Source organism: Pseudomonas baltica, assembly GCF_031880315.1.
GTDB lineage: Bacteria > Pseudomonadota > Gammaproteobacteria > Pseudomonadales > Pseudomonadaceae > Aquipseudomonas.
In genome coordinates this window covers 6,381,614-6,401,657 of record NZ_CP134771.1, presented here as the reverse complement: position 1 = coordinate 6,401,657, position 20,044 = coordinate 6,381,614, and the positions used below count along the sequence as shown (strand labels likewise).

Sequence of the window (20,044 nt, the reverse complement as noted above, 5' to 3'; positions counted from 1 at the left end):
TGGGCATAGCGGGGGGTTTAAATAGGTTGGGAATTCCGCACTACCCTTTCCCGCTTATCGGCTTCGAACCCAAAGGAATTGCGATGTCGCGTACCATTTTCATCCCACAGGACGGCGGTGAAAGTACGCTCGAGATTGAAGCCCGGAATCAACGATTTTTGCCGATAGAAAACTTCCAGCACCCGATGCAGCGAAATCAACAGCGTACCGGTGTCACCTTTCTCGGCATCGATCACCCTGGAGCCTGGCACCTCATCGGTGAAGTCTGGACGGTCATACAACACCGAATTGTAGAGTTCGCTCGCATATCGCAAGTGCGTCTGAGGTGCGCTCTCGCGCTCTACCCCTACTAGCATATAGCCCAGGTAGCTGAATGCGTCTTCCTTGGGGTACGGGCTTTCCCATCTGACCCCGGGACCGTCTTGCTCCCATTGCAAACGCAGGAATCTGATCCGTTGCTGATCAAATAGCAGTTGATAATGCCAATAATCGACACTGGTAAAGTTCCACGCGTTATTAGGGTTGTCTGGCTTCCAGTACTGATCACTCGGGTCGTTGCTTTGGTATCCGCCTTCGACGCGTTTATTGGTCGTATCGTACTGATAAGACGAATACTGCGGTACAGCACGAGGTTCCACCGTCAGCTCCCGCTCATCTTGCTCGCCGCCCGAGACATTGGAAGTATGTTCACGATTGTAAATGTCGGTTAAACGCACAGCAAAAACGGCGGGACTTTCCGCCAGCGTGTGTAAATATAGGGGAACGGTTCGTGTATCGTTCGGAACAGCGGCCAGGTCGTGAGCGTTCGTCCCGCGCGCCAGATTGAAACGATTGCGCTTGGTACTGAACGCCCACGCCGGAACAGGGTCGGTAGACCCGGAAGGAGGCTGTGTCAAGCCTTCGACTGTCGTTGGCAGAAGCGGCACTTCCCGACCGTCCTTGAAGACAAGCCGCAGGGTTGCAAGTTCTTCAGGCAGCAACGGCTTGCCATTTTCGCCGGTGTCCCAAGTCACAGCGATCTCCAACTGCTGCAGACCATTGGCGTAAGGTCTAGCACCGGTCGACGCGGCCTTGAGTTTAAGTGTCAGGTTTTCCCAGTGTGCAGACTTGGTACTCATGTCGAATTGGACAATGCAATAGCCAAATCCAATGGGCATTACACCTGTGCCCATCTCTATCCAACACTCATAGACGACGACTTCGATATCGGCGGTAGGGTTTTGCGGCGATATATAGAACCCATCTTCGGCGACTGTGCCTGCGCCAATGACCGTCCAGCGGTTACGAAACTCAGGATGGCCGGCGTAAATATCATCGTCGGCCTCTAGAAGCAAGGCGGCATTGGGGGCGAAATTTTTTGCCAGGGGCGGATAGATTTCAATCCGGTTGGCCTCAGCCTGAAGGATGATACAAACCTCATGGTAAGCACCCGATGGGGTATGCGTCGCGAGCACGCGCTGAATAGCCACTTTTTCGCCCGCCGCCAGCGCTGCCGGAGGCGTATAGGTTGCGGACGCGCCGTTGGGCACGAGCGTGCCCAGGCCGGGAGTTTCAAGTTGCCAGGTCCAGACTTGCGTGGCGTCGCTCGAGGCCTGGATCCTCACCGCCGCGCTCCTCACTTCCCGGGTAATCACTTGCGCGGTCACTCCAGGTGTATGGCGTTGCGCGCGCGGTGCGTCCGGTGCGTCCGGTGCGGAGGCTGCTTTGCTGAAGCGCCCGAATACAACCTCATCCACGGTATCAGTATGACGGCTGACTACTGAAAAGTACTTCTCGTTCGGGAATAATAACTGACCAACTAACCGCTCTGCCTCGCCCTCCCTTAACTTCGGATACGTAGGCGCCACCAACACCGTGGCGCTGTAGTCACTGCCCGGGTCATCTGGAATGAAATACGGGAACGCGGCGTCATCGGGAACTCCTCCACGCGTACCGTCGGGATGCGCAATGAATAGTACCACCGCCCCCTCGCCGCTGGCGCTGTCAGGCTTGGCCTGGGTGCGGAGCACGAAACTTTTCGGCAGCGTGTGGCCGCGCTCGGTTTCGATCCAGCCTAGCGGCAGTTCCCCACTCGCATGGCTGGCATAGCGCAAGTTGATTTGCTCGAGCAGAAATTCGCCGAGTTTTCTGCGGGCGACATCGAAAGAGCCCAACTCGCAGTGTGGATTTTGGCCTGTCCCAAGGGTGAGCTTGACCGCGCCATAAGGATCTACAGTGCCCTCCTGCTGTGCCAGATCGACTTCGAAGGTGAACCGGTACGTGCGCCCTACGCTGGCGTTAATGATGCGAGTGACCCGTTCAGCCTGACCAACGCTCAGGCTATGCTCGGTATATATCCCTTTGGTCAGGGCAAAACTGACCAACATCCGTGAATCCTGCAAAGAGTTGGATATAAACGAGATGCGGGGGGCTTCTAACACCATACCCGTGAGGCTGGCGAAACTACTGCCGTCCTCGCTAGTACGGATTTGCGAGGCCTCGATAGGCGTCAATGCCGCCGAGCCATGAACCATCAGGGAATAATGGTCCGCCAGGCGCTGGGCAATCCTCGTCCCCTCGAATACTGCAATGGCGCCCCAACCCGCGGTATGGGAGCGACTTTTTAGTTGTTGCAATAACTGCTGTTTAGTAGCCATGAAGATAAGTCCTGATATAGGGGAAAGGGCTCAGCCAATGCAAACAAGCAAATTGGAAGCTTCCGGGGCCGGTGGTTCAGGCGGGAACGAAACCAGTGGCAAGGCGAGCAGGATATAGCCCCAATAAGGTGGCAGCCCTGGAATGGGTGCCTGATAAGTGGCAACCACCAACGCGAATGGCAGCACGGGATCGGCATCGGCTGTCAGCAATCCGTTGCTGGCTATGGTCGCGGAACCTGCCACGACCTCCCAGGTGATACCTGGAGGGTCATTCTCCAGACTGAGCTGTACCGTGCGATTTGCGCTATCGAACTGACTTGCCAACGGCTGGAATATAGGCAACAGGTTATGCAAAACCGCTACGAACACGCGTTCGGTGAGACTACCGACGGTAACGCTGATCGGTACAACCCTTACCAATGCATTGGCGATAGCCGTTTCTGGTGGGATGAAAAGCCGCGCGTTGGGTTCGCCCGGGATCAGTTGCAGTGTTCCATCCTCAGCGGCCGGGCCCGTCCACACAGCAGGTGTGGTGGAGAGTGAACCAAAGGATATCTTGGTGTCGCTACGTGACTGGATTTTGGTGAATTGAATCAGCGGGTTAAGTTCAAGCGATCGACGCACGGTAGTTACCAGAGCGGATGCGCGGGTCAAGCCCACTACAGCCTGGACCACCACTTGCACCTGCGATCCATTGAGTTGTGCGAGCGTCGGTGCGGTGTATCGGCCCGTTGAGCTTATGGAACCCGGGTAATGGGTTTCATCGGGCAAGTTGTGGACCGACCATGTCACCCCGGACCCGGGTTTGGAAATAGCGAAATCATGAGTGCTACCAGCGGCTAATACCGGAAACTGGTCGGTCACGGTAAAATCCAGCCAGCCTGGGGCGATATGGCCAAACATTGCCATATCCTGGCGTAAGGCGGCTTGACTGAGACGTGTCTCGAAAGGCCGATCAAGCAGCAGGCTCCTCAAGGGCACCGTCTCCAAGCCAGTTGCAACTCGCACCTTGCCCGCCATCCTTTCGAATATCATTGTCGTAAGAAGGAGGACTGTCGACTTCACATCCCCCCAGCTAACTACCTCAGAGTCATAGTTATATTCGCTGGCATCCACCCCAGATACGGCAGCTGATAGCACATTCGCCTCGATTTTCTGGGTAGTCGCATTCAACTGCAGTTTGTAGCGGATAGCAACCGAGCCGCTGATTTTTATCTGACACCTTCGGGTGCCATTGTTAGGATTGCCATCAGTATAAGAAGTTTCAAGTTGAACGACGACACTGGGCACTTCCACTTTTATCAAAAAAACGTCATTGAACCTACCCGACGAATCACGGCCTTCGACTTCAATTGATACTTTTGGACCATTGGCGGCCAGCGGCACAGTCGTGCCCCTAAGCGCGACTGCGGGATATCTCGACCCTGGTAGCGGCCACACAATCCAATCATTATAATTAACATTCAGCAGCCCTTCGGTCACCTCCAGACGAGTATTTGCATTTGCTCTATTCACTCTGGCCGCGAACGGTGCGGGAGGCGGCATGAGCACAGCCCAATTTTCACTATCACCAACAAAATAAGCCTTCAAGCAGGCCACCAATAACCTTGCATCCTGCAGGATAATCGTAGCGGTGTACTCATTGGCGCTATCATCAGGTACCAGGTAAGCAACGTCCGATTCACGCACAGGCCAAGTGGATGTCTCGAAAGAATCATCCATTTTGATGAAGGCGACGACGGCACCTTCCCCATATCCAACCTCAGCGCGACTCGCCGATGGCGCTTTGCGCTGGGTTCTTAGTGCAAATGATTGAATCGCGAGTGCACCGGTGTTTCTCCGAACCCGACTCACAATCCATTGCCGGTCGGCCTTGTCCCATTTTGTAAACTCTTCTTTTAAAAGTCTGCTATTTTCGCCAGGATCCCAAATGGTCTCACCAAAGTTTGCCTGGTAGGTCCCATCAGCCAAATCCAGTGCGATCACCCCCACGTGCCCTATTTGTTGCAAAGGCCTAAAATTTATCAGGCCACTGATGTTCGGCGCGTTTAACGCGGTGATCTCATTGATTCTCTTGCAGGTGACAAAGGACTCACCTGCATATTCGTATTGTGTTTCGCGACCTCCGACAACAGGCAACGTCACGCGCGTAACCGGGGCCGTCTTTTCAATGCTCGACTCTTCGAATGACACCAAAGCAGAGCCCAGCGATATGTTTTCAAAAAACCGATAAACGCGGTCTCCTACCGGCTCCGATCCGGTAATAAGAGGAAGACGTCCACCTCCGGTATAGCGTCGAAGGTACTGCTCACGGAATGCTGCATTAATCGTAGCCCGATCAAAGGCGGCTAACGCGTCCCAACCGAACGTTCTGTTCTTCGTCTGCAACCATTCCAGCAATTTGTCTTTGCTGATGTCAATGGCAGTATCGTCACTTGATGGATCTGACATGATGTAGTCCTCTGTTTGCAGTAAAGCCGCCTTACAACTTATAAGGTCGGCGCGATAATTTTGAAATAAACCCTTGGAAACAGGACACTCGTCTCCCCTCCATCAGCGGTCACACTGACGGTCAATTCAAGAGTGGAATCGGGCTTGAGTTTGAGCAGCCACTCCTTGCTCAAATACGCCTGCACTGGCGCGGTGGTGTTGGTGACTCTGCGGGCCTTGACGAATTCGTTGGTCTCGACGATGCCGGTGCGCAGAGTGCCCATTGCCGATATCGTCAGCAGTTGCCCCAGCGCAATCAGGGGCCAGGGGGCGACGCTCATCAAGGCTCCCGAGGAGCCAAGCCGCGCCACCTGCAATTCCCCATTGACCGCATCCGTAGATTGCAGGGTCGGATAGCCATTACTGGGAATCGGCAGCACCTTGAGGCTGAAAACCTCGGAATCACGGGGTGCGTCGCCATTGGCTGTGACGCGGTAGAACACCTTGACGACCTTGCCGATGTTCGACGCGACCACGTTGGGGCTGATCAAAAAGCTCGGCGGCCTGGCGCCGTCCGAGACGGTGACAATCTCGCTACCGGTGCCCGCGAACCCTTCCCAGTGCATCTGCACCTGCGCGTCGGCGGGATAAACCGCTTTGCTGGGCACTCGAACACGAATGCCGTCCTTGGTGTCCCCGGCCTTGAACTCGCCTTGCGCTTCACCTGCGCCACTGGCACCGTCGACCACCGGCAACGGCAGTTTCATGGTGGCCCTCACGGCCAGCACCAGAGGCTCGCCACCCTGGCCCATGCCAGGGCGGGCAACCTGATAGCGCAGGGCGATGTTGCGATCCAGGTAATCCTCGAGCCAGTCCCCCTGCAAGGTCGCTTCCAGCAAGCCGCTGTCTACCGAGCTGCGGTCCAAGCGAATACCGGTGATGAATTCGACCTGATGGTTGGCGGTATCCTCGATGCTGATGATCAGCGAGTCGCCTTCCTGCAGTTCAGGGTAAGCCGCGATGCGGAACGTCAGGCCATTGCTGACCAGTCCTGGATCGATAGGGCCGCCACCCGTATGTTCGAGGATACGCAGCATGGGCAGACGATCGGCTGGCGCTGGCAGTATGGCGAAACTCTGCGTGGGTGATGCGCTATTGCCGCCGTCCTTGTACTCGATGGAGTAACTCAGCACCCCAGTACCGTTTCTAATCAACGCAATGTTCGAGTACGGGATCTCGAAACCGACGGGCAGGCCCACTTCCGACTCCACCACCTCATGATCAGCCCTGAACTCGGGGATATTCCCGCCGTTGTCGCGAATGCCCTGCCAGCTCAGAAACACCTTGTCACCCGCCTGCATCGCTTGCCATGGTGGGATCGCCGCCATCGCGCCCCTGCCATCGAGGCCACTGGCATCGAATTGCAGCCGGTGCGCTTCCCTTATGGAGGCGACGGTCAGGCCTGCCCCGGGGAAATGCCGGAAGCCGACCAGGATATTGACCCGAAGCGATTCCGGGTAGTCATGTTCGAACTCCCAGGTGGGTTGCACCGTGTAGGAAAGCACCGCATGGCCCTGGTCGAGCTCTATGAGCATGAGGTATGGGATTTCGACCAGTATCTCTTCATCGCCTTCCACAAGTTCCCGAGAATCGGGAAACCAGTCGCGCTTCTCGCCGTTGCGGGTAGTACCGTGCCAATAAGCATGCAGCCACAATCCCTTCGCGGCCGTCGTCGCCTGGCAGATCGTGCGCAGCGCTTCGTTGTTCAGCTTTTCAAGGTCCAGGACCCCATATTGATCCAGCCCCGGAACCCTAGGGGGTGGTAGATCGAGTGCCATATCTCAGTCCTTCTTCAATGCCCCAGCGCGATCTCGTAATGGGGGAGACGTGTATCTGTCGGGCATTGTCGAACGCAATTGCAGGCCGCCGATACTCACAGAACTGATAGGTACGCAAACCAAAAACGGGTGCTACCGTTGGGCTTCGAGTTGCTGATGATCATTGGCAGCACCAAACGTTAATTACTAGCAGGGTTTGACATGAACTTCCTAACAGGTCGTTGGCATTCAGCGAAGACTATATTTTTTGGCGCTTCGCTTATATTTTTCTTGCTGGGTTGTCATCGACCGGCTGATACTGCTACTACTGTTTCTGGCAGCAAGACCACTACAGGAACAATTAGCTTGCTGACTGACTGGCATGAGGGGCCTGGCGCCTGCCACTTCCCCGCGTCTAATCGTGATATTGCCATAGCGGTCCCTATAGCTAATTGCGGTGTAAGGTGGCCGAAAGGGATTATCTTTACTGAAGTTCCGTCGGCTACAACCATACGTTTTATCGAATACCAGGGAATAAACGGGTGTAGCACTGCAGCGGATGCCCCGGTCTGGTATGACATTGAGTTTAAAACTCGTGGCGAATATACCAGTGACAACAAAGATCCTTGGAAAATTCAGTCACTGCTACGCGCCGCCAAGCCCGGAACAACTGTGGATCATAATTTACAGGTGATCAAAGTAGTGACTGTCGGCGACGACAAGGACGCGAGTTATGACTACCTGCGCAACCTGAACTGCATTCAGATCCGCGATAGCCGAAACTAACATTCCTGGAGATGACAATGAACGTAACAGACAAAAACAACTGGCGATGGGCAGGATTAGTGTATCTGCTTTTTTCAGTTATTGCGCAAGCAGACTCGAGACTTCCTCGCAATACTGGTTCTATTATCCTGAATGGAACATGTTTAATTCCGATTACTGAAAAGTCTTTAAGGAAAATCAGCAGCTGGGAGTATGGCACGTTCGAACCCTGTGATATCAACACCGTCAACACAATCCAGCTAAAAGATGTACGCTCTGCCGTGACTATAAAGTTGCGCAGTTATGGGGTGCGTGAGCGTCCTATAAGCGGGCTCCCCCGTCAGCCGCCCAACGACTGCGACGAAACTCAAAGCGAATACGCTTTTCGTATCGACATCAAAACAGTCGGCAATATCACCGGGACCAGCAAACCATTCGACATAGACGATCTGCTAAGTGCCAGTCCCGCATCGGGTGAAGTGCGTGCAAATAGCCACGGGGGCAGAGCGGTAGTCGAGAATCTTCGATTGGTTTCGAAAAGCCAGACCCTTACTCCAGAATATCCTATTCATGAGTACTTGAGCTGTTTTCACTTCGACTTCTGAACCCCATACGATGTTTAACGACATGACCCAGGAAGGGGATCGACATGACTGCACATAATAATATTTCTTCGAACGCCTTCAACGCGGTGAGTTTTGTCAGCAATGGCGTAGACCCGCGTACCGGCCAATACACGGTTACCGTCAATTTGCCCGAGCTCAATGGCAACCAGCTCTGCGGCCCTGCGTTACCTTTGGGCTTGAGCTTCAGCCCTATCAATACGCGCGACAGTGGCTACGGTGTCGGCTGGGACCTGTCCTTAACGCAGTTCAACCCGACCACTCGGGTACTCTCCCTCGCCAGCGGCGAAACCTACAAGGTCACAGGGCAAGGCTCGGAACCCAAGATCGCCGAATGCAAACTCGAGACCTTCAAGTTTTTCGACGAAGGCGCTGGGCGTTATCGCGTGGTGCACAAGAACGGGCTGGTGGAAGTACTGGCCGCCAGCGGGATCGCCGGCTACGTGCTGGCGCTACCGGTGCAGATTCAGTCACCGGAAGGCCATTCCCTGTCATTGAGTTACGAGCCTTATGGCAACTTTCAGCGTCTGCGCGAGGTCAAGCAAGCAGATGGCAGACAGCTGTTGCTGCTCAGGTACAGCAGCGGCTCCCTGAACATCAGCTATCTGGAGGGCGCTAGCGACCGGATTCTGGCCACCTACATGCTGATGCTCGACACCAGCACTAGCTGGCTGAAGCACCTGATTTTACCGAGCGGCGAAAATGCGCGATGGAGCTTCGATTACGAGCGTATTGGCGATTACACCTGCCTCAAGAGCTTGCGCTCACCCCAAGGGGCGATAGAGACCAACGTACATGGCGGACGTCATCCATTTCCCGCCAGCAACAAGGTGCTGCCAAGGGTCACCCAACACGTCATCGATCCGGGCCGCGGACAACCGGTGACCGAAACGCGCTATACCTATAGCAGCAACAACTTTCTGGGTTATAACGCCGCCAGCCTCACCTGGCGCGACGATGGCATGGATAATCTCTACAGGGTGACCGAGGCCTACGAGTACTACAGCATCCAGACCCGCTACAAGGACAATGTTGCGGGGCGCACCATCAAGTCCACCTACAATCGGTATCACCTGCTCACCGAGCAAGTGACCACCAACGGCAACGCTCGGCTGATCAACGCAACCGAGTACCATCTGGACGACAGCCTGCCTTTCGATCTGCAAATGCCGCAATGCCAGCTGCCGCGCAAGACCCTGTCGCGGTGGACCTTGGTGGACGACCCCACGAGTCTGCGCGACGAAGTTGAAACCACTCGCTTCGACGCCTTCGGCAACAAGATCGAGCATATCGATCCGAGTGGCGTTCGCGAGACCTGGAGCTACTACTCGGCACTGGGGGAGCCTGGCTGCCCTCCAGACCCGTACGGATTCTGCCGCCAGGCCAAAGCGCATCGACGTTATCCGGCCAAGCCGTCGGCTCCGGTTGCGGCGCCACTCCCACGGCTGACGAGCGCCCGCAAGATACCGGTCAAACGCAAACAGTCGACGCGGGTGTACAGCGATGAGCCGGTAATGATCACGGCCTACACGTACAAGACTCATCCACCGCTGAACGGTGGCCCGGTGACGCCGCTGGTGCTCGACACCTCCACCACCAGCACCGAGACGCCAGCCGGCGAACAGGTGCAGCTGCAATCCACCTACAGTTACTACGATTGCCCGGATATCCCCGGGCGTCACGGCAAGCCGCATACCACGGTCGAAGAGCTAAACGGTTACCGTTCCACCATCACCCACGACTATGACTATGTGACTCGCCCAGGGGGCCTGACCCACCGGGAGCAAGTCAGCCACGCGTTCGATGGGACCACGAGCGAAAGCCTGCAGTGTTTCGAGCTGTATACCGGCTTGCTGTTGGAAGAGCACACGCTTGAAGGTCGCATCCTGCGCAATGAATATGACGCGTTAGGGCGCCTGACCAGTGAAGGGGTGGACAGTGCCGACGGCCGGTATCCTGCCGTCCGCCGCTATAGCTATTCCTGGCCCACGACTACGGGGCGCTTTGCCGAGCATCGCGTGGTGGATGCAGAAGGCATCGAAACCATCGAGGAGCTCGACGGCATGGGCCGTACGATCCGCGAGCTACAGCAAAAAGCAGATGGCAGTAGTGACGATGATCAGTTCAGGCTGGTGTATAGCGCTCAGTATGGCCACGAAATGCAATTGCTCGAGGAAACCCGACACGACTGGCTCGACGACCAGCCATTGGCGACGACTCGACGCCTGGAGTACGACGAGTGGGACCAGGAACGCCGCGAGGTGGATGCCAACGGAATTGGCGTCAATACCCTGGTCGACCCCTTCGAGCGAACCGTGACCCGGTGGCAGGACGGCATGGCCAAGACCACCACGTACAACAATCAGTTCGGCAAGCCGGAATCCGTCATCATCTACCCGCCCGACTCGGAGCCCGATGCTGCCTGGGTCAGCCGCGAGCGATCCGTTTATGACGGGTACGGCCAGGTGCGCTTGAAGATCGCTAGCAACGGCGGCCGCACTTCCCACGATTACGACGTGTTCGGGCGACTCACTCGCCAGCAGTTGCCGGACCGAACCCGTATCTATCAGCATTATGCCGAACACAGCAGCTCGGCGTTGATCACCGAAATCCAGGTGAGCCACAATCACCGTACAACGGCACCGAGCGTGGTGGCGAGCCAGCGCTTCGATGGATTGGAGCGTGTCGTTCAGTCAACGGTAGGGTCACGGAACACGCAATTGCGCTACTACGGCAATCTGGACGTGGTCGATGAACGTATCACCCCCGCACAACAGACCATCAGCTATGAATATGATCTGGGCCTGGGCAACGAGGCCACCGCTACCCACGCCGAAGAATCCTGCACCTTCGAGTATCACCCGATAACGGCGGCGCTTACCAAAGCCACCTCGTCCCAGGGGACGCAGGAATACCACTACGATCGAGCTGGCAGGATCATCCTGGAGCGCAGTGAGACCGCAGGGAAAACTCGGGAGGTCTCCTATCGTCATTCTGCGGCTGGACGCTTGTTGGAGCAGATCGAGCGGGTCGGCGCCACGCAACTGGAAACCACTATCAAATATGATGCCGGCGGTCGAATCCAACGCACTGTTGCGGGGCAACTGCGCACCGATTTCGAATATAACCCCCAGGGTCAGCTTGCTCGTACCACCACGCAGGATCTATACAGCGGCAATACCTCGGTCACTGAACTGGAATATGATGCTCTGAAACGCGAAATCCTGCGCACCCAACGCCTGTCGGGTGCTGAATACCAGACGGCGCTGACCTGGGCGCCGGACGGTCATTTGCAGCATCGTGAGTTGCGTACCGGCATTGCGCAGACACTAGCGTTGCGCGAAAGCTTCACGTATGACCTGCGCGGGCGCCTCATCGAGTATGTCTGCAGTGGGCCGGACCTGCCGCAGGACGCTTACGGTAACTCGATTGTCTGTGAGCAGTTCGATTTCGACGAGCTCAATAATCTGATGTTCTGTACGCGCTGCTTTGGCGATGGCAGTAAAGATGAAGCCCGCCACTTCTATGCCGACGACGATCGCTGCCAGTTGCGCGCAGTGACCCATACCCACCCCGACTACCCGGCCGAAACCCTGTTCAGCTATGACGCTGACGGCAACTTGACACTCGATGCCAACGGCCGCGCACTACAATACGACCGCCAGGGCCGCCTGTTGCAAGTCAGCCAAGCCGATGGCGCGCCCCTCACCCGTTATCGTTACGATGCGCACGACCATCTTCTGGGTGTGACTCGCAGCACGGACGCCGAGACGCTGCGGTTTTATCAAGGCAATAAAGTGTGCAGCATGGTGGAGAGCGAACGTGTCCGCTCATTCAGTTACGCCGACGAGGTACCGCTGGGCGAGCAACGTGTGGGTGAACCCGATGACACCCTCTTGACCCTGTGTGGCGAGACCCACACCGTGCTTGCCGAGCTCAGGGGTAAAGGGCAGGTCAAACGCGCCAGTTACACCAGCTACGGTGATACCCCCAAAGCACTCGACAGCGCTTTGGCCTTCAATGGCGAGGTACGTGAAGCGGACACTGGGTGGTACCTGCTGGGCAAGGGTTATCGCGCCTATGATCCGCAGCTGCGTCGCTTCCTCAGCCCTGACAGTGCCAGCCCGTTCGGCGTGGGCGGTCTGAACTCCTATGCCTATTGCTTGGGCGACCCTGTTGGTTTGCGTGATCCATCCGGCCACTTCGCGCAACCGCAACGGGAGTTGCGTGAATATAACAAGGCGCTTGCAGCCGCAGCCGGGAAAAATGCCCTCGCTTCACTGGGTATGGGCACAATGTTTGCTGTTCTGGGCGCAGTGGTATTCGCTCCACTGACCGGGGGGTTAAGCCTGGCTTCGCTCTCTGTTGGACTAGCGATCGAGATGACCGAATTGTCGCTCAGGACCGCGTGGCTCAACGATATCCAGGCGAAGGGTAAAAGTACCCAAGCCTATAGTATTTATGACAATCTCACGTTGATTGTCGGGATTGTCGGGATCAGCGCATCGTTGTCACAAGCGATACCCAAGATTGGTGCGAAGCTGAGCAAACGCATACGGATGGACCAGCTATACGAACAAGGAAAGAACATTCCTCGCCCTAAAACCAAAGCGCCGCAAGTATCACCGCGCAGCCAATCGATACCTTACGCTGGCATTACAAGACCTAGGCCGAGCGTAAAACCTCGATCACCCGTCAATGAAATGATGCTTGACCCTAGAACAGGTATCGGTTCGACCAACGTCGCCCCTAACGTGGAAACCCCCTTTAGATACGACGATCCTAGTGGAAGCAACATAGATTTTGTCAGCGGCCTGTCAACGGAGTTCGAGGCGGGGTTGGGGCAAACGTCACAAATGCGGTCAAAATTCAAGTTCACGGGCGCTACGCGCGATAGGGAAAAGCGGGTGCGCAGTCCTCTGAGCGCCGAGCAAATGTACTAGCAAGCACCCAAATCCTGCACGAAATCCGCCCCCATTTCAGGGGGCGAACCCGCCTGAAAAAATCAGATATCTCTCATATCAACGCCCCCCTTCGCTCCCTAGACTCTTCCCCCACGCAGACGACCACTGACACGCTCCCCACGAGCGAGCCGGCACTGTCTTGCGCTTTTGAGTGCTGGCATTTTCAATCCAAACAAGGAAGCAACGATGAAAAAACTGCTAATGGCTGCACCTGTCGCACTGGCAATGGCGATGACTGCCGGCACCGCTGCTGCTGCCGAATCGGGCTCGGGCACTATCTATTTCACTGGTGAAATCAAAGCGGGCACCTGTGCAATCGATGTCACCACGCCAGGCTCCCCGGCGGGCAACCGCATCTTCCTCGGCCAGGCTACCCCTGCAGATTTTGGCGCGGCTGGAACCGAGGTCAACAACACCAAGTTCGCCCTGGTGGTAGACCCTGCCAACGGCTGTTCCGTAAATGACGGCGTCGCCAAGGTCAACTTTGCCTCCAACGACGGCGCGCACCCTGGCAACCCGCAACTGCACGCCCTGCGCGCCGGCACGGCTCAAGGCGTAGGCATCGCGATCCGCGACGCCAGTACCAAACTCATCATCGCCCATGGTGCTGACTCCAAAGACTTCACCACTGTGAAAGATCAGCCCCTGGTGATGGACTTCACCGCCGGGTACATGAGCACAGTCGCCTCCACCAACATCGTTGCTGGGGACGCTTACGCTGACGTGAACTTCACCGTCACCCTGCCGTAACACCCCGTACCGATGACAAAAGGTCGGGCACCAGCAGGGTGTCCGGCTCACAGGTAAGCCTATGCGCACTCATTTTTCCCCCTCTTCTGCCCCAGGATCCAAGGCTTGCTTATGCATGGCCGTCCTGGCATTGACCTGGCATGCGAGCAGCCAGGCCGCCCTGACCATGAGCACCACCCGGGTGGTGTATGACGCTGACCGTCGTGGCGTGTCGCTGTTGGTGGCCAACCCGAGCAAAAACGTGTTCGCCGCCCAGGCCTGGGTCAATACCGAGCAGGATGACACCACCAGCAGCGTGCCCTTCGTGACCAACCCGCCGCTGTTCCGGCTCGATCCGGTCAAGCAGCAGCAAGTTCAGATCAGCGTGCTGCCGAACGAGCTTGCACAAGACCGCGAATCACTGTTTTTTTTCAACTTGCAGGAAATCCCCCAACTCGACGACAGCCAGGCCAACGTATTGGCGATTGCCATGCGCACCCGCATCAAGCTGTTCTACCGACCGCCCGCACTCAAAAGCGGCCCGCAGCAGCAGTTCGACACCCTCAGTTGGTCGTTGGTGCAGGCCGATGGCAAGCGACGCCTGGCGGTCGATAACCCTACGCCCTATCACGTGACCTTTTCGCGGCTGCTGCTCAATGCCCACGGCAAGTCCGAAAGCATCAACACCTCGGCGATGGTACGGCCCCTGAGCCGCCTCTACTACGATCTGCCCGCCGGCTACAAGCAAGGGCCGATGAAGGTGGAATTTACCACCGTCAACGATCACGGCTCCTCCAGTCGACCGCTCACCATGACCGTCGCGCAGCCGCACTGAGCCCCTTTTGCAGGATTCAACCATGACCCGTTCATCAGGAACCGGACGTCCGGCTTTTGCGCTGCGCCTGGTTCGCCCTTTGGTCCTCGGTGCCGGCGTCTTTGCCTTGGCCGAACCCCACGCCTGGGCCAGTGACTCGACGCTCACGTTCCAGTCGCGTTTCATGTATCAGGGCGCGGGCTGGCCAACAGATGCCGGCCAGCTGGCGCTCGATGACCTCGCGCGTACCAGCGCGCTCGGCCCTGGACGCTACAGTGTGGCCTTGTCAGTTAATCTGCGGCCTTTCGATCAACGTGAGATCGACTTCACGCTCGACCCGCAGAATCGGCTACAGCCATGCTTGTCCAGCGCACTGCTGGAAGAGCTGGGCGTCAACCTCGGCGCAATCCAGGACAGAGCACTGCTCGAGCCATCCTGCATCGACCTGAGCAAGGCGATCACCGGCGCGTTCAGCGACTTCAACGCCAGCGAGTTGGCCCTCACGGTGTCGATCCCGCAAATCTCCATGCGCCGCGACAGCCACAAAAACGTGCCGGTGGAGCGCTGGGACCCAGGGATCAACAGCGCGTTCGTCAACTACCAGGCCTCGGCGCAACAGGGTCGCAGTGCCGATGGCCGCACCTATCGGAATCAGGACCTGTACCTGCTCAGCGGCATCAACCTGGGCGCTTGGCGACTACGCAGCAGCCAGTCGCTGCGCAATCACGAATCGGGCCGTGAATGGCAAAGGGCCTATACCTATGTCGAGCGTGATGTGCCCGGCACTCTGGCACGCCTGACGCTGGGAGAAACCTACACCGGCGGCGAAGTGTTCCGTAGCGTACCAATCCTCGGTGCGACCCTGGCCAGCGACATGGCCATGCTCCCCGACAGCGCGCAAAGCTACGCGCCGGTGATTCGGGGCGTGGCGCAAACCCGCGCGCGAGTCGAGGTGCTGCAGAACGGTTATCCGCTGTATTCCACCTACGTCAGCCCCGGTCCTTACGAGATCGACGACCTCAGCACCGGGGGCGGCAGTGGTGAGTTGGAAATCGTCGTCACCGAGGCCGATGGCCAGATACGCCGCTTTACCCAGTCGTACTCGGGGCTGAGCAACCTGATGCGCCAAGGCGTATGGCGTTACCAGGCCAGTGCCGGGCGCTATCACTCACCTGGCCAGAACGCCCAGCCGCTGCTTTGGCAAGGTGACATGGCTATGGGTATTTGTTGGCATTCGACGCTTTACGGCGGCCTGATGTTCAGTGACTTCTATCAAGCGCGCAATCTGGGCGTGGCACGGGACTTTGGCAGTTTTGGCGCGCTCTCGTTGGACATGACCTTGTCGGATGCCGACATCGGCAGCCAGCAACACTCCCTGCAGGGCAGCAGCTACGCCCTGCGCTATGGCAAAGCCTTCGCCAGCCGGACCACCTTGCGCTTCGCCGGGTATCGCTATTCCACCGAAAACTACCGTGATTTCGAAGAGGCCTTGAACCAGCGCACCCATCACTACAATTACCTCGGCAGCCGGCGCAGTCGCGTGGAGGCGGCGATCTACCAGAACATGGGCCGCTACAGCAGCCTGAGCCTGACCCTGTCGCAGGAGACCTACTGGAACAGCGATTACGAACGATCACAGTTCCAGGTGTATTTCAATACGTCCCACCGCAGTATCGGCTACAACCTCTATGCATCGCAGTCGCTGTCCGAACGCAACAACCGCTCCGATCGTCAACTGGGACTGAGCGTCAGCATCCCGCTCGGCGGGCGTAATACGCGGCTGAGCGTGGATGCACGGCGCAGCGGCGATCAGTGGTCAGAGCGTGCCAACCTCTCGGGCACTTTCGATCAAAACCGCTACAGCTACAACGCGTCGCTCGATCAACGCGGTGCCGGTGAGCGCAGCGGCGCGCTGTCGTTAGGCTATCAGGGGCCCTTCAGCACGCTGGGCGGCGGTTATACCCGAGGCAGCAACTACGACAGCCTGTCAGTCAACGCCAGCGGTGCCCTGCTGGCGCATGCCGACGGTATCGCGTTCGGGCCCTATGTGGGCGAAACCATGGGCCTGGTGCACGTCCCGGATACCCCCGGAGTCTCGGTCGCCAATACCACCGCGTCCAAAACCGACGCCAAGGGCTATGCGCTGATCCCGCACCTGCAACCTTACCGTATCAATCAGGTGCAACTGCACACCGATCACCTGGGGCCTGATGTCGCCCTGGAGAACGGCACCACGCAACTGGTACCGACACGCGGTGCGGTAGTCAAGGCCAGTTTCGTGGCGCGTCGCCAGCAACCGGTGGTCATCAATGCCTGCGGCCACGACGGCAACCCCCTGCCCTTTGGCGCCACAGTGCGCAATGCCACTGGAGTGACCCTCGGCGTCGTCGGCCAGGCCGGCCAGATCATGCTCGCCAGCCTCGACCAAGCGCAAACCCTGCACGTGCAGTGGGCACAAAGCTTGTGCCAGCTGCATCTGGACCCAAACACCATGACCGTCCGCGACGGTTATCGCCTGCAGGCCCTGACCTGCGACCGTACCCCACCCGCCACTGCCGTCCGTGAGCAGCAGGAGCCAGTCGATGAAGTTTGACGTCGTTACCCACGCAGGCCTTGCCCTGCTAGCCTTGAGCTGCGCCCAAGGCGCCAGCGCCGATGACTTCCGTTTCAACCAGTGCAATATGAGTAGCCGCAACAACAGCGACACCGCTCGCTATGTGGTGTCCATGGGCGATTTCTATGTGCCCCGGGACGTGCCGGTGGGTACGGTGATCGGCGAGGCGTTCAAAGGCAAGTCGACGCCCGCCCCGGGAGGGCTGAGCGTAAGTTGCAATCGGACTGCCTGGCAAAATCCAGACATCGACAACCCGGTATTCGTCTCGGACGTCATTGCCCTGGGCCGGCCTGTCCCTGGGGCGCTGCCTAGTGTCGGGGGGCAAGACCTGACCGGCAAGGTATTCGAGACCTCAGTGCCTGGGGTCGGCATCGCGGTGCAGTTTGGCAACCCCTATAGCGATCAAGGCTCGCGTCCCGGCGATTTCCAGACGCCTACTCGGCTTGCGCCGTTCAGCGCCACCAATTACTTTCCGAATCAGTCTGCCGGGCCCAACCTGCTGACCTTGACCGTGCGTACGCTGCTGATCAAGACCGGCCACATCGAACCGGGAACCCACAGCATCGCGCCGGACGTCCTATTCGAGGGCAGTATGATGCCCGCCGTGCCGAAGGCTTTTACCGTGGCCCTGACCGGCACGGTCCGGCAGGCCCAATGCACTTTGTCACCCAGCAATCCAGATATCGACGACCCGGTAGACCTGGGCGACTGGACCACTGACGACTTCAACGGCCCTGGCACCTTCACCCCGGCAAAGGCTTTCGGCATCAACCTGCAAGACTGCGAAAGCAACCCGGGCGATGATGCATTTGGCTTCGCCACCGCCCACGTGACCCTGACCGGCACTGACGGCTCGGCCATTGTCGACAAAGATATCGGGCTGTTCAGTCTCGACAGCAACGCCACTGCCGGCGGCGTCGGCATTCAGGTTCTCAAGGGTGATGGCGCCACCCCCGTGAGGCTGGGCGAAGCCTTCCCCATGGTGCGCATCAAACCGTCGGGCAATACTCGGATGGAATTCAGCGCGCGCCTCTATCAACTGCCCGACGGCACCCGGGTCAGTGCCGGGACCACCACGGGGGCGTTGAACTTCACCGTGAGTTATCTGTAGCGAGGCTGTCAGGCCACCACCGTAATGCGGCCGGACGCCGGGAATGCCACCCAGTTCTCTCCTGCATCGAAGCTGACCCTGACGTAGAGGGCCAGTGCGCTGTTGCTGCGCAGCGTCTGTAGCCAGGGTTTAGGCAAGGCGACGGATACCCCGCTGTTGATCTGTCCTGAGGTCACAGGGGTTGCGTCAAGCATCACGTACTCGCTGGCAAGACCGTTTTGGCCGGTGCCCTCGGCCCAGAGCCTGATTTTTTGTGTGGTGGAAATCAACGGCCAGGGCCGCAGGGTGATGGTGTCGCCGGCGGTCAGCGTGCTGAGGCTGATACGGCCACTATTGTTTATGGCTGCTTGACTCTGCACCTGCGGCAGGTATTGCTGGTCAATAACGCTCACGATCAGCCGCAACGGATCGGAAGCCGGCAGTTCCGGGTGATTGAGTAGCCCGTAGGTGATGACCAGCGCCTTGCCAATGCAGGCCGCGACTTGCTCCTTGGTGATGAATCCGCGCCATGGACCGGTACCCGAGATCCTCGCCTGGGTTTGCGCTGCGCCAGTCGTGCCTGGAGTACCCCAGTAAATCGAAGCGATTTCGTCGGGATTGAACGCGGCATTGGCGGGCACCCACACCGTCACGCCGGTCAGGGCTTTGGTCGGGTCGAGTACATTTGATACCCCGCCATTGGACGAATCACGCACCTGGGGCGCGGGCCAATACCGGGGTAGTGGCGCGGCGCTGACGTTCAGCTCGACCGCCGCCGACAAATTGCTCTCATTGCCTGCGCGATCGGTCACGCGATAAGTGGCGTAGCGCTGGCCATCACCCAATGCACGAATCTGCGCCCCCGTGAAGGTCAGTTCTATGGGCTTGCCGAGGTCGCCGACGCCCAGTACTTTGTCCGGCTGCGCCAGGCTGCCAACCGCCGCCTGCTCCCAGTAAGGGGTCAGCATGTCGCCGACACGCACCGGGTAATACTCAGGGACCTGGGCTACCACCTGATCGCCATTGAGCTCAAGGTAGCGCGCGGTGATATCCGTCGCCGCATCGGGCGGGAAGACCAGGCGCCCTCGGTTATCGCCCAGGTCCGGCGAGGTGGTATCGACAACGAAAGAAAACACCTGCGAGTCGCCACTTACCCCGGATAGCCCCAAGGTGACTCGGTAATAGACGCTGTGAAGACCCTCGGTGAGGTAAATTCTGTCCAGCATGATGAACAACTCATCGGCCTGAATAGGCGAACCCCAAGAGCGAGTCGCGACCGCAGCGGGCCGGTCGTCGAGAAACAGCTGCAGCACGTCCGGATATTGCACAGTCGGCTCGGAGTATTGCCAGAGATCAAATTCGAGGCGCAGATCAGCACGGACTTGCTGTTTGCTGAGCAGGTTGTGCTCGCCGCCCTCGATATCCGGCAAGGTGTCAGCCCGGGGTGCTGGCAGCAACGCCATGTTGTCGTGGAGCACCCAGTGCCACAGCCGGCGCCATAGCCTGTTTAGCGATACCCCACTCTTGCGTTTCCTGCCCATCGACCGCTCCATTGACTGTGT

Annotated in this window: 11 protein-coding genes; 7 read left to right on the top strand and 4 right to left on the bottom strand. The window is 58.1% G+C overall.

Annotated elements, in window-relative coordinates; all coding sequences use genetic code 11:
* Positions 1–17: 17 nt before the first annotated feature.
* The 3 genes from REH34_RS29070 to REH34_RS29060 are packed head-to-tail and all read right to left on the bottom strand — an operon-like array spanning position 18 to position 6,904.
* On the bottom strand, positions 18–2,636 hold the full coding sequence (locus REH34_RS29070; RefSeq protein WP_311970159.1) for a hypothetical protein: 2,619 nt from the start codon (positions 2,634–2,636) through the stop codon (positions 18–20).
* Positions 2,637–2,666: 30 nt separating this feature from the next.
* Positions 2,667–5,087 (bottom strand): hypothetical protein, encoded by a 2,421-nt coding sequence (locus tag REH34_RS29065; protein ID WP_311970158.1) that lies wholly within the window; start codon positions 5,085–5,087, stop codon positions 2,667–2,669.
* Between the two features lie 38 nt (positions 5,088–5,125).
* Entirely contained in the window at positions 5,126–6,904 is a 1,779-nt protein-coding gene (locus tag REH34_RS29060; protein ID WP_311970157.1) for a hypothetical protein, read from the bottom strand.
* 201 nt (positions 6,905–7,105) lie between these two features.
* Here REH34_RS29060 and REH34_RS29055 point away from each other — a divergent pair, with 201 nt between their 5' ends.
* The 7 genes from REH34_RS29055 (at position 7,106) to REH34_RS29025 (ending at position 18,503) form a co-directional block, all read left to right on the top strand.
* On the top strand, positions 7,106–7,669 hold the full coding sequence (locus REH34_RS29055) for a hypothetical protein (protein WP_311970156.1): 564 nt from the start codon (positions 7,106–7,108) through the stop codon (positions 7,667–7,669).
* Positions 7,670–7,686: 17 nt separating this feature from the next.
* Positions 7,687–8,253, top strand: a complete 567-nt coding sequence (locus REH34_RS29050; RefSeq protein ID WP_311970155.1) for a hypothetical protein — start codon at positions 7,687–7,689, stop codon at positions 8,251–8,253.
* A 44-nt stretch (positions 8,254–8,297) separates the two neighbouring features.
* Entirely contained in the window at positions 8,298–13,214 is a 4,917-nt protein-coding gene (locus REH34_RS29045) for an RHS repeat-associated core domain-containing protein (protein ID WP_311970154.1), read from the top strand.
* A 207-nt stretch (positions 13,215–13,421) separates the two neighbouring features.
* Complete coding sequence (locus tag REH34_RS29040; protein ID WP_311970153.1) at positions 13,422–13,985, top strand: fimbrial protein; 564 nt, start codon at positions 13,422–13,424, stop codon at positions 13,983–13,985.
* Between the two features lie 115 nt (positions 13,986–14,100).
* Positions 14,101–14,799, top strand: a complete 699-nt coding sequence (locus REH34_RS29035) for a molecular chaperone (protein WP_226502515.1) — start codon at positions 14,101–14,103, stop codon at positions 14,797–14,799.
* A gap of 22 nt (positions 14,800–14,821) precedes the next feature.
* Complete coding sequence (locus tag REH34_RS29030) at positions 14,822–17,371, top strand: fimbria/pilus outer membrane usher protein (protein WP_311970152.1); 2,550 nt, start codon at positions 14,822–14,824, stop codon at positions 17,369–17,371.
* Entirely contained in the window at positions 17,361–18,503 is a 1,143-nt protein-coding gene (locus tag REH34_RS29025; protein ID WP_311970151.1) for a fimbrial protein, read from the top strand. Before REH34_RS29030 ends, REH34_RS29025 begins: the two co-directional genes overlap by 11 nt.
* An 8-nt stretch (positions 18,504–18,511) precedes the next feature.
* Here the strand turns inward: REH34_RS29025 and REH34_RS29020 are convergent, their stop codons facing one another.
* Positions 18,512–20,023, bottom strand: coding sequence for a hypothetical protein (locus REH34_RS29020; protein WP_311970150.1), 1,512 nt, complete (start codon positions 20,021–20,023; stop codon positions 18,512–18,514).
* Positions 20,024–20,044: the final 21 nt, after the last annotated feature.

Excerpts from the sequence above, each read along its gene's own strand:
- REH34_RS29055 (WP_311970156.1), top strand. The coding sequence starts at position 7,106 with ATGAACTTCCTAACAGGTCGTTGGCATTCAGCGAAGACTATATTTTTT.
- REH34_RS29020 (WP_311970150.1), bottom strand. The coding sequence starts at position 20,023 with ATGGGCAGGAAACGCAAGAGTGGGGTATCGCTAAACAGGCTATGGCGC.
- REH34_RS29065 (WP_311970158.1), bottom strand. The coding sequence starts at position 5,087 with ATGTCAGATCCATCAAGTGACGATACTGCCATTGACATCAGCAAAGAC.
- REH34_RS29060 (WP_311970157.1), bottom strand. The coding sequence starts at position 6,904 with ATGGCACTCGATCTACCACCCCCTAGGGTTCCGGGGCTGGATCAATAT.
- REH34_RS29050 (WP_311970155.1), top strand. The coding sequence starts at position 7,687 with ATGAACGTAACAGACAAAAACAACTGGCGATGGGCAGGATTAGTGTAT.
- REH34_RS29045 (WP_311970154.1), top strand. The coding sequence starts at position 8,298 with ATGACTGCACATAATAATATTTCTTCGAACGCCTTCAACGCGGTGAGT.
- REH34_RS29035 (WP_226502515.1), top strand. The coding sequence starts at position 14,101 with ATGGCCGTCCTGGCATTGACCTGGCATGCGAGCAGCCAGGCCGCCCTG.
- REH34_RS29040 (WP_311970153.1), top strand. The coding sequence starts at position 13,422 with ATGAAAAAACTGCTAATGGCTGCACCTGTCGCACTGGCAATGGCGATG.
- REH34_RS29030 (WP_311970152.1), top strand. The coding sequence starts at position 14,822 with ATGACCCGTTCATCAGGAACCGGACGTCCGGCTTTTGCGCTGCGCCTG.
- REH34_RS29070 (WP_311970159.1), bottom strand. The coding sequence starts at position 2,636 with ATGGCTACTAAACAGCAGTTATTGCAACAACTAAAAAGTCGCTCCCAT.
- REH34_RS29025 (WP_311970151.1), top strand. The coding sequence starts at position 17,361 with ATGAAGTTTGACGTCGTTACCCACGCAGGCCTTGCCCTGCTAGCCTTG.